Source organism: Streptosporangium sp. NPDC020072, from assembly GCF_040631445.1.
Classification (GTDB): domain Bacteria; phylum Actinomycetota; class Actinomycetes; order Streptosporangiales; family Streptosporangiaceae; genus Streptosporangium.
Genome location: NZ_JBEYAB010000006.1, coordinates 478462 through 490905, shown reverse-complemented (window position 1 = coordinate 490905; position 12444 = coordinate 478462). Strand labels below are relative to the sequence as shown.

Sequence of the window (12444 nt, the reverse complement as noted above, 5' to 3'; positions counted from 1 at the left end):
CGTTTTCCTGCTTTTCGTCGGAGGTGGCCGTTGAACTGGCTCTTTAGCCGTCGATTCAAGGCCCTGGAACCGCCGGGTCGGCGTTGAAAAGATCGGTTGTACCGGAAGTCCGCCTCCAGGGGTTCACAGCCTGCTCACCGCTGTTTCGGCGATGAGTGATCAGACGAGTTATCCAGGCGCGGCGAACACCGCAGGACATTGGAGAAACTCCCCGTGCATATCTCTTCCCCGCGCGACGAGCGCATCCAGGCGTTGCCCGAGCACCTGCGCGAGCAGCTTCTGCGGCGCCTGTCAGGGCAGTCGTCGCCCGCCGAGGAGCCGATACCCGCGATCGACGGCTCAGGACCGCTGCCGCTCTCGCCCGCGCAGGAACGCCTCTGGTTCATGTACGAGCTGGATCCGGAAGCCCTCGACTATCTCGTGCCGCTGATCGTGCGGCTCACCGGGCCGCTGGACGTGCCCACGCTGCGTGCCGCGCTGAACGCGCTGGTGGAACGGCATGAGACGCTGCGGTCGACGTTCGGGTCGCGTGACGGCCGTGGCGTGCGCGAGGTCGCGCCGCACATGGAGGTCCCGTTACAGGTCACCGACCTGACGGGGCGGCCGGGCGAGCTGGACCGCGTACTCGAACAGGAGGCGCGGCAGCCCTTCGACCTGCGGGAAGGTCCGGTGTTCCGGGCCCGGCTGATCAGGCTGGGCGAGCGTGAGCACGTGCTGACGGCCTACGCGCACCACATCGTCACCGACGGCTGGTCCTCGCGGCTGGTCCTGGACGACCTGGCCACCCTGTACTCCGCCACGCTCGGCGGTGAACCGGCGGGCCTGGCGCCGCTCCCCCTGCGTTACGCGGACTACGCCGCCTGGCAACGGAATCTGACGGCGGGGCCGCAGGCCGGGAAGCAGCTCGCGTACTGGCGCGACCGGCTGGACGGGTTCACGCCGATGGACCTGCCGACGGACCGCCCCCGCCCGCCGGTCAGGAGCTCGGCCGGGGCGCGGCACACGTTCGAGATCCCGGCCGAGGTGGTGGGGCGGCTGCGCGAGGCCGGCGAGCGCAACCGGGCGACGTTGTTCATGACGCTGGTCGCGGCCGTGCACCTGCTGCTGGCCCGGTACACGGGACGGCCTGACGTCGCGGTCGCGACCGTCGTGTCGGGCAGGGACCGGGTGGAGCTGGAGAACCTGGTCGGGTTCTTCGTCAACACGCTGGTCCTGCGTGGTGACGTGGACGAGGGCGTGTCGTTCGACGAGCTGCTGCGGCGTACGCGGGCGGGCGTGCTGGACGCGTACGCCCACGACGGGGTGCCGTTCCAGCGGCTGGTGGAGGCGCTGCGGCCGGAACGTGACCCGAGCAGGCCGCCGCTCACCGAGGTCGCGGTCAATCTGCGTAACCTGCCGGCGGCGTCGGCGGCGTTCGCCGGCCTGCTGGCCGAGGAGTTGGAGCCGCCCGTGCTGGCGGCGAGCATGGACCTGTCGTTCGACTTCGCCGAGCGTGACGGGACGCTGGCGGGGAGCGTGGCCTACAACGCGACGCTGTTCGACGCGGGGACGGCCGAGCGAATCGCGGCGCATCTGACGTGCCTGCTCAAGGAGGTCGCGAACGGCCCCGACCGGCCGCTGGCCGAGATCTCGTCGCTCGGCCAGGCCGAGCGGACGCTGCTGACGTCGCTGTGGTGCGGCGACGGGACCGGGCCGCCCGCGCGCACGGTGAGCGAGCTGTTCGCCGAGCAGGCCGAGGCCCGGCCGGACGCCGAGGCGGTGGTGTGCGGCCCGCGCTCGGTACGTTACGGGGAGCTGGCCGAGCGGGCCGAGCGCATCGCCGGGCTGCTGGCCGCCGAGGGCGCGGGGCCCGAGCGGTATGTTGCGGTGGCCCTGCCGCGCTCGATCGACATGGTCGCGGCCGTGCTGGGCGTGCTCCGCTCCGGCGCCGCCTACCTGCCGATCGACCTGGACTATCCGGCCGACCGGATCCGTACCATGATCGACGACACCGCGCCGGTGCTCACGCTCACCACCCGCGAGGGCGTGGACAGGCTACCCCCGGGTGTGCCCGCCGTGGCGCTGGACGACCCGGCCGTCGAGAACGCCCTGACCGGCCCGCACGCCACCCCTCTCCCCTCCGTCAACCCCGATCACCCCGCCTACGTGATCTACACCTCGGGTTCCACAGGACGGCCCAAGGCCGTCGTGGTGACGCACGCGGGTGTGCACGACATGGTGCTCATCCAGCGGGAACGCCTGGGCGCCGGGCCGGACGCGCGGGTGTTGCAGTTCGCGTCGCTGAGCTTCGACGGCGCGTTCTGGGAGTTGGTGTGGGCGCTGCTGTCGGGCGGCACGCTGGTGATCGCCACCGACGAGGAGCGTCCGCCCGGCGCGCCGTTGGCCGGGCTGATGGCACGCGAGCGCGTCACCCACGCCGTGCTGCCGCCCACCGCGGTTTCGACGCTGCCACCCGGCGGAGTGCCGTACGGCGCGGTGCTGATCGTGGCGGGCGAGACCTGCCCGCCGGAACTCGTGCGGACGTGGTCGCGGGGCCGGCGCCTGTTCAACGGGTACGGGCCAACCGAGACCATGGTGGGCGCGACTTTGGGCGGGCCGCTGACGGCGGCCGACGCCGATCCCGGACCGGTGCCGATCGGACGGCCCTTCCCGAGCATCAGGGCGTACGTGCTGGACGCGCGGCTGCGGCCGGCGCCGATCGGCGTGCCGGGCGAGCTGTATCTCGGTGGTACGCGGCTGGCGAGGGGGTATTCGAACCGGCCCGGGCTGACCGCCGAGCGGTTCGTGGCCGACCCGTACGGGCCGCCGGGCACGCGCATGTACCGCACGGGCGACAGGGCACGCTGGCTGGCCGACGGCAGGCTGGAGCACGCGGGCCGCGCCGACGACCAGGTCAAGCTGCGGGGGTTCCGTATCGAGCTGGGCGAGGTCGAGGCGGCGCTGGCCGCGCATCCCGCCGTGGTCACCGCCGCGGTGGCGGTCAAGGAGGACGCGGGCGGGGCAAAACGGCTGGTGGCCTACCCGGTGCCGGCCGACGGCGGGGTCACGCCGGGCGAGCTGCGCGACTTCCTGCGCCGGCGGCTGCCCGAGCACATGGTGCCCGCGGCGTTCGTGCCGTTGCCCGAGCTGCCGCTGACCCGCAGCGGAAAGGTCGACCGCCGTACGCTGCCGCCGCCACCCGGCGAGCGTGACAGCGGCGAGGAGTACGTCGAGCCGCGCACCCCCACCGAACGTGTCCTGGCTGGGGTGTGGTCGCGGGTGCTCGGCGTGGACCGGGTCGGCGTCCGGGACAACTTCTTCGACCTGGGCGGCGACTCCATCCTCGCGCTCCAGGTCGTGGCCGGGGCCAGGGCGCAGGGACTGGATGTCGCGCCGCGGCAGATGTTCCTGCGCCAGAACGTCGCCGACCTGGCCGTGGCGGCGGCCCTCGTCCCCGCGGGGCGTGAGGACCACGCGGGCGGGGACGAGCGGGTGAGCGGCGACGTGCCGCTGACGCCGATCCAGCACTGGTTCCTGGAGAACATGGCCGACAGCCTGTCCCGCTTCAACCAGGCGGTCTGCCTGGAGCTGGCCCCCGACGTGGACGAGGACGCGCTCGAAGCCGCCCTGCGCGCCCTGGTCGAGTGGCACGACGCGTTGCGCCTGCGGCTGGAGCGGGACGGCGACGGTGGGTGGCGCCAGCACAACGCCGAGACCGAGCACGGCACGATCCTGCGCAGGGCGGAACGGCCCGGCGAGGAAGCCGAGATCACGTTCGCGCCGGACAGCGGGCCGCTGGTCAAGGCCCTGCTGGTCACGTCCGGCGAGTCCAGGCGGCTGTACCTGGCCGTCCATCACCTGGCCGTGGACGGCGTTTCGTGGCGGATCCTGCTGCCCGACCTGGAGACCGCCCTGCGGCAGGCCGCGGCGGGTGAGCCGATCAGGCTCGGGCCGCGTACCACCTCGTTCCGCTCCTGGTCGCTGCGGTTGCGCGAGCATGCCCTCTCGGGCGGTTTCGACGACGAGCTGGACCATTGGCGACGCACCCGTGAGCTGGCGAGGAGCGCGGCGGTGCTGCCACTGGACGGCGGCGGCGAGAACCTGGCCGGTGACCTGCGTACGGTGACCAGCACTGTCGGCCCCGAGGTCACCCGGCGGCTGATGCGCGAGGTGCCGGAGGCGTACCGGGCGCGGATGGACGACGTGCTGCTCGGCGCGCTCGGCCGGGTGCTGACCGGGTGGGCGGGCGGTGACCGGGTGCTGGTCGAGGTGGAGGGCCACGGCCGCGAGGAGCTGTTCCCGGAGGTGGACCTGTCGCGGACGGTCGGGTGGTTCACCACGGTCTCGCCCCTGGTGCTGCACGTGCCGGGCGGTGACTGGGGTGACCTGCTCAAGTCCGTGAAGGAGCAGGTCAGAGCCGTTCCTTCGCGCGGTCTCGGGTATGGCGCGCTGCGTTACCTGTCCCCTTCAGGGGAGGAGCTGCGTGACGACCCGAGGCCGCAGGTCGCCTTCAACTATCTGGGGCGCATGGACGCCCACGGCTCGCCCGGCGGCCCGTTCCCGCGCTTGCTGCCCGTCCCCGAGGGCACCGAGCGCGTCCCGGGTCAGGTTCGGGCTCACCTGCTGGAGGTCAACGCCGTCGTACGCGACGACCGGCTGGAGATCGGCTGGTCGTACTCGGCCCGGCTGCACCGCGAGGAGACCGTGAACCGGCTGGCCGGGCAGCTCGTGGCGGCGCTCGGGGAGATCGCCGAGCACTGCGCGCGTCCCGGGGCGGGCGGGTGCACGCCGTCCGACTTCCCGCTGGCGCGGCTGGACCAGGCGGCGCTGGACGGGATCGCGGGCGACGGCCGGGCCGTCGAGGACGTCTACCCGCTCACGCCCGTGCAGAGCGGCCTGCTGTTCCACTCGCTGTCCGACCCCGCGGGCGACACCTACGCCTCGCACTTCAACCTGCTGCTCGACGGCGTGGACGATCCGGAGCGGCTGGTGCGCGCCTGGCAGGAGGTGGCCGCGGACATCCCGGCGCTGCGTACCGCGGTCGTGTGGGAGGGGGTGCCCGAGCCGCTGCAGGTCGTGCGGCGCGACGCCACGATCCCCGTCGAGCGTCACGACTGGCGCGCGCTGACCGAGGAGGCCAGGAGCGCCGAGGCCGCGCGCATGTGGGAGGGCCGTGCCCGGTGGCGGCTCGACCTGGGCCGGGCGCCACTGATGCGGCTGGCCGTGGCGCGGCTGTCCGACACGCGGGTGCGGGTGTTCTGGACGGCGCATCACCTGCTGCTCGACGGCTGGAGCGCGGCACAGGTGCTGACCCAGGTGTTCGAGCGGTACGCGGGTCGCACGCATCCGGCGCGCAGGCCGTACCGGGACTATGTGGAGTGGCTGGGGCGGCAGGATCGGGCGGCGGCGGAGGCGCACTGGCGGCGGGAGCTGGACGGGTTCACCGCGGCGACGCCACTCCCGTTCGACCGGCCGCCGGTCAGGGCGCACGGGTCGCGCTCGGCCGCCGCCGTACGGCTGAGCCTGTCGCCCGAACGTTCGCACGCGTTGTACGAGCGGGCCCGCCGCGCCCGGCTGACGGTGAACACGCTGCTCCAGGGCGCCTGGGCGATCCTGCTCTCACGGTACTCGGGCGAGCGCGACGTGTGCTTCGGCGCCACGGTCTCCGGCCGCCCCTCCGGACTGCCGGGGTCGGAGTCGATCGTCGGCCTGTTCATCAACATGCTGCCCGTGCGCGTGGACGTGGACGGCGACGCCGACCTGATCGGCTGGCTGCGCGGGCTGCAGGAGTCTCAGGTCGAAGGCCGCCAGTACGACTACCTGTCCCCCGCGGACGTGCAGAGATGTGCCGGCCTGGCGGGCGGTGTGCCGCTGTTCGACAGCGTCATGGTGTTCGAGAACTACCCGGAGGCCGCCGGTGACCATGGCGTCCGCGTGCTGGAGCACACCGGTGACGAGCACGGCAACTACCCGCTCATGATCACCGCGTACGCGGCGGGCGAGCTGACCCTGGCGCTCGACTACGACCCGGGCCTGTTCGACGCGGGTACCGCGGAGCGGCTGCTCGGCCACCTGGAGACGATGCTCGGCGCGTTCGCCGACGACGAGACCTGCCGGGTGTCGGAGCTGCCTGTCATGCCGGAATCCGAGCGGCATCGGCTGCTCGTGGAGTGGAACGACACCGTCGTCCCCTTCCCCGCCGCCGGTCCCGTGCACGAGCTGTTCGCGGAGCAGGCCGCCCGCACCCCCGACGCCACCGCCGTGAGCTGCGGCGAAACCGCGCTGAGCTTCGCCGCCCTGGACGAGCGGGCCAACCGGCTGGCTCACCACCTGATCGGGCTGGGCGCGCGGCCCGGAACGCTGGTCGGCGTGTGCGTCGAACGCGGCTTGGACGCCGTCGTCGCGCTGCTCGGCGTGCTCAAGTCGGGCGCGGCGTTCGTGCCACTCGACCCCGACCATCCGCCTCGGGTCCTCGAATCCATGCTGGAGGACGCCGCCGCCCCGATCGTGGTCACCCAGACGAGGCTGCTCGACCGGCTGGAACGCGGCCGGGCGGCGTTCGTCTGCCTCGACGACGCCGACCTGGCCGGGCACCCCGCCACCGCGCCCCACACGGACGTGACCCCCGGCGACCTGGCGTACGTGATCTACACGTCGGGCTCGACCGGGAGACCGAAGGGCGTGATGGTCGAGCATCGCCACGTCTGCCACATGCTGCGTGCCTGGGACGCCCGTTACGGCCTGGCGGGGACCTCGCCCCGATGCCTGTCGGTCTCCAGCCAGTCGGTGGACCTGTTCTTCGGCGACTTCCTGCTGTCGGCGGTGCTCGGCGGCGAGATGATCATCTGTCCGAGCGGACGGCTCGGCGACCCGCTCGCCATCGCCCGCCTGATCGAGAACACGCGCGCGGAACTCCTGGTGACCGTGCCCGCACTGGCCCGCGCCATCGCCGAGGAGCTGGACGGTCCCGGCTCGCTGCGGGTGCTGATGGTCGGCTCCGAGGGCTGGCCGGTCGGCGAGGCCCGGCGCATACTCGACCGGCTCGGCTCCGGCACCGTCATCGTGAACGCCTACGGCGCCACCGAGACGACCGTTGACTCGACCGTGTTCCAGCTCGGCGCCGACCCGATGGGGCACAGGACGTACGTGCCGATCGGGCGGCCCTTCGCCAACACCCGCGTGTACGTGCTGGACGCCGAACGGCGGCCGGTGCCCATCGGCGTGGTCGGCGAGATCCACATCGCCGGTGACGGGGTGGCGCGCGGCTACTGGAACCGGCCCGACCTGACCGAGGAACGCTTCTCACCCGACCCGTTCACCCCGGGACGCATGTACCGGACCGGCGATCTCGGCCGCCGCAGGGCCGACGGCGTACTGGAGATCGTCGGGCGGGTCGACGACCAGGTCAAGGTACGCGGGTTCCGTGTCGAGCCAGGCGAGGTCGAATCGGCGCTGGTCGCGCATCCCCAGGTCGCCGCCGCCGCGGTGGCCGGACGGCAGGACGAGGCGGGGCGGACGCGGCTCGTCGCGTACGTCGTTCCCACCGGCGAGCAGGCACCCGACCCGGCCGTACTGCGGGCGTTCCTGGCCGGGCGGGTGTCGGCTCAGGCGGTGCCGTCGGCGTACGTCAGGATCGACGCGCTGCCGATGACTCCGAGCGGCACGCTGAACCGGCGCGCCCTGCCCGCCCCCGCCGGCCTGCTCGACGCCGCCGTGCCCCATGTCCCGCCGCGCGACACCACGGAGAGGCTGCTCGCCGGGATCTGGGCCGAGGTGCTGCGCCGCGATCCGGCGGGGATCGGCGTCGAGGACGACTTCTTCGACCTGGGCGGCGACTCGATCCTCAGCATCCAGGTGATCTCGCGGGTACGTGCGGCGCTCGGCGCCGCGCCCTCGCCCCGCCAGCTCTTCGACACGCCCACCATCGCCTCCTTCGCCAGGACGCTCGGGGCCGCCGCGCCGCAGGAGGCCATCGGGCGGGCGGACGGCGACGACGGCCTGCCGCTGTCGTTCGCGCAGCAGCGGCTGTGGTTCCTGAGCGAGTTCGAGCCGGACAGCTCCGAGTACAACACCGTGTTCGGCCTGCGTCTGTCCGGTGAGGTGGACGTGGCCGCGCTGCGTACCGCGCTCGACCGGCTGGTGACCAGACACGAGTCGCTGCGTACGGTCTTCGGCGACGTCGAAGGCCGCGGCGTGCAGTCCATCCTGCCGCCCGGACCGTTGCCGCTGCGCGTGATCGACGTGTCCGGCCACGACGACCCCGAGTCCGCGACGCACGGCCTTCTCGGGCGGGAGGCGTCCCTGCCCTTCGACCTGCGCCGCGGCCCGCTGCTGCGGGCCACCCTGATCAGGATGGGACCGGACGAGCACACGTTCGCGCTGGTCATGCACCACATCGTGACCGATGGCTGGTCGATGGGCGTGCTCGCCGCCGAGCTCGGCGCCTGTTACGCGGCCGCGCTGCGCGGCGAGACCCCCGAGCTGGCGCCGCTGCCGATCAGGTACGCCGACTACGCGGCCTGGCAGCGCCGCCACCCGTCCGACCCGTCCTACTGGCGGGAGCGGCTGGCCGGGCTCACCCCCCTGGCCCTGCCCACCGACCACCCACGCCCCCCGGTACGGCGGGCCGACGGCGCGATCCGCCTGCTCGACCTCCCGGCGCACACGCTGGACGGGCTGAAGGCGGTGGCCAGACAGCATGACGCGACCCTGTTCATGGTGCTGGTCGCGGCCACCACGATCCTGCTGTCCAGGATCTGCGGCCAACGGGACGTCGCCGTCGGCACCGCCGCCTCGGGGCGCGGGCGCGCCGAACTGGAAGGGCTGGTCGGGTTCTTCGTCAACACGGTCGTGCTGCGGTCCACGGTGACCGAGTCGTCGTCGTTCGCGGAGTTCCTGGCGCAGGTCAGGGATACGGTGCTGGAGGCGTTCGAACACGACGACGTACCGTTCGAGCAACTCGTCGAGGTGTTGCGGCCCGAACGGGACCCGAGCAGGAACCCGCTCGTCGACGTCATGGTCGTCCTGGACAACACACCCTCGGCCGACCCCGATCTGCCGGGACTGCGCACCGCGCCGCTGCCCACGGTCTCCGACCAGGTCAGCCACGACCTGACCGTGGACTTCCTGGAGCACGGCGGCCGGCTGACCGCCGCCGTCGGCTACGGCACCGCGCTGTTCGACCACTCGACCGCCGACCGTCTGGCCGGGCACCTGACGACCCTGCTCAACGCCATCGCCGCAGGTCATCAGGGTTCCGTGGCGGAACTGCCGATCATGACGGACACGGAGCTCAAGCAGGCCGTGACCGGCCGGCAGGACACCCGCCGGGACACCCCGCCCGCGCTGTTCGCCGAGCTGTTCGAGGAGTGCGCGGCGGCGAACGCCGACCGTACCGCGCTCGTCTTCGGTGACCGCGCGCTCACCTTCGCCGAACTCGACGCCCGCGCCAACCGCCTGGCGCACCTGCTGCGCGCCCGGGGGGCGGGACCCGAGACGCTGGTGGGGCTCGCGGGCTCACGCAGCGAATGGACCGTGGTCGCGCTGCTGGCCGTGCTCAAGGCCGGGGCCGCCTACCTGCCGCTGGATCCCGGACTGCCTCGGGAGCGGATGGCGTACATGCTGGACGACGCCCGGCCGCTGATCGTCCTCGCCGACCGCGACTCCGCGTTCGAACCGCCCGAGCCTGTGGACGTCGTCCTGCTGGACGATCCCGCGCTGCTGGACGGCCTGCCTGACACGCGGCCCGGCGTGCGGCCGCATCCGGCGCACCCGGCATACGTGATCTACACGTCGGGCTCGACGGGACGGCCAAAGGGCGTGGTCGTCGAGCACCGGGGACTCGCCAACCTGTTCCTCGACCACCGGGCCGACCTCATGCGCGCCGAGACCACCCAGCCGATCAAGGCGGGGGTGACCGCGGCGTTCACGTTCGACACCTCTTTGGAGGGCGTGCTGTGGATGGCCGACGGCCACGAGCTGCACGTGATCGACGACCTCACCAGACGCGACCCGGAAGCGCTGATCGACTACGTCGCCCGGCACCGGATCGACCTGCTGGACCTCACGCCCTCCTACGCCGAACAGCTCACCGCACGCGGCCTGCTCACCTCCGCCCGTCACCGGCCCGCCGTACTCATGCTGGGCGGTGAGGCGGTCGGCGAGCAGCTCTGGCGCGAGCTGCGCGACGCGCCCGGCACCACCGGCTACAACTACTACGGGCCGACCGAGTGCACGGTCGACACCCTGTACTGCAGACTGTCGGACAGCGAGCGGCCCGTCGTGGGCAGGCCCACCTGGAACACCAGGGCGTACGTGCTGGACGACCGGCTCCGCCCGGTGCCCGTCGGGGTCGCGGGAGAGCTGTACCTGGCCGGTGACCAGCTCGCGCGCGGCTACCTCAACCGGCCGGGCCTGACCGCGGAACGGTTCGTGGCCGGGCCTTTCGAGGAGCCGGGCGGCCGCATGTACCGGACGGGCGACCTGGCCAGGTGGCGGCCCGACGGGCTGATCGAGTACTTGGGCCGCACCGACGACCAGGTCAAGGTGCGCGGCTTCCGTATCGAGCCGGGCGAGATCGAGGCCGTGCTCTGCGAGCACCCGGACGTGGCGCAGGCCGCCGCGGCCGTGTTCGACGACCCGGGGTCGCCGCGCATCGCCGCGTACGTGGTCCCCGTTCCCGGGGCCGCGCCCGAGCCCGGCGCGCTGCGCGACTTCGCCAAACGCTCACTGCCCGGGTACATGGTGCCGCACCTCTTCGTGACGCTGGCGGATCTGCCGCTGAACACCAGCGGGAAGGTCGACCGCCGCGCCCTGCCCGCTCCCGGCGCGACGGCGGCGGGTACGGACCGGCTCCCCCCGCGCGACGACGTCGAACGGGCTCTGGCCGAGGCGTGGGCCGAAGTGCTCGGCGTGGACGCGGACTCGTTCGGGGTCGAGGACAACTTCTTCGACCTCGGCGGCGACTCCATCCTCAGCATGCAGATGGTGGCCAGGGCCAGGCAGGCGGGGGTGTGGATCACGTCCAAGGACCTTTTCCTGCACCAGACGATCGCCGAACTGGCGCCCGTCGCCCAGCCGGTCACCGAGACCGCCTCCTCCGGTGCGGTCGTGGACGGGCCGGTGCCGCTGACGCCCGTGCAGCGCGAGTTCCTGCTGCCGCGGCGGGTCGCGCCGCACCACTACAACCAGTCGATGCTGGTGGAGCTGTCCGGCCCGGTCAGCGAGCCCGCGCTGCGGGCCGCGCTCGCCGCCCTGGCCGAACGGCACGACGCCCTCAGGCTCCGCTTCGAACGTGACCGCTCCCGGCCCCGCACCGGGGACTGGTCGCAGCTCGCCGTGCCCGCGCCGGCCGTCCCGCTGACCTGCCACGACCTGTCCCATCTGACGGGCGAGGCCGAGCTGCGAGCCGCGGCGAACGAACTGGCCACCGACGCTGATCTGGGGTTCGACCTGCAGCATGGCCCCCTGTGGTCCGCCCTGCTCCTCGACCTCGGCACGGAACGGCGGCCCTGGCTGTACCTGACCGCGCACCACCTCATCGTGGACGCCGTGTCCTGGCGAATCCTGACCGAGGATCTGGAGACCGCCTACCGGCAGGCGGCAGGCGGCGCATCCGTCGATCTCGGGCCCGCGACCTCGCCGTTCCGCCAGTGGGCGGCCCGGCTGGCCGAGCACACGGCGAGGGGCGGGCTCGACGGTGAGGCGGCGTACTGGACCGGCCTGCCCGATCCCGCGCCGCTGCCCACGGACCACGACGGCGAGAGCCTCGTCGGCTCGGTCTCGACCGCGCCGTGCTCGTTGTCCGAGCACGAGACCCGGGCGCTCGTGCGCGGCGCGCCCGCCGTGTTCCGTGCCCGGCTGAGCGAGGTGCTCATCGGCGCGCTGGCCTGGACGCTGTGCCGGTGGACGGGCCAGGAGCAGGTCGTGATCGGCCTGGAGGGACACGGCCGTGAGGACGTCTTCGACGACCTCGACCTGACCAGGACCGTCGGCTGGTTCACCAGCGAATACCCGGCCGCCCTGACCGTGCCCGGCGGCAACGACTGGGCGGCGCTGGTCAGGACCGTGCGCGCGCAGCTTCGCGCGATCCCCGGCAACGGCCTCGGGTACGGCCTGCTGCGCCACCTCAGCCCGCCCGGCTCCCCCGGCACCGCACTCGCCGGCCGGCCGCGCCCGCAGGTCGCCTTCAACTACCACGGCCAGTCCGGCACCGCGCCGGGAGAAGGCCTCTACCACGCCTTCCACGACCCGATCGGGCAGGAGCAGAGCCCGCTGGAACACGCAGGCCACCCGTTGGAGATCGTCGGCGCGATCCGCGACCGCCACCTGACCTTCGACTGGTACTACTCGCAGAACCTGTACGACCCGTCCACGGTGTCGAAGCTCGCGGAGGACTTCGCCGGCGCGCTGCGTTCCCTGGCCCGCCATGCCGAGCGGCGTTCGGCGCCCCGCGAGGAGGTCTGA

Annotated in this window: 1 protein-coding gene; it reads left to right on the top strand. The window is 72.9% G+C overall.

Annotated elements, in window-relative coordinates; genetic code table 11:
* Window positions 1-213: 213 nt before the first annotated feature.
* Entirely contained in the window at window positions 214-12444 is a 12231-nt protein-coding gene (locus ABZ470_RS17340) for an amino acid adenylation domain-containing protein (RefSeq protein ID WP_362912090.1), read from the top strand.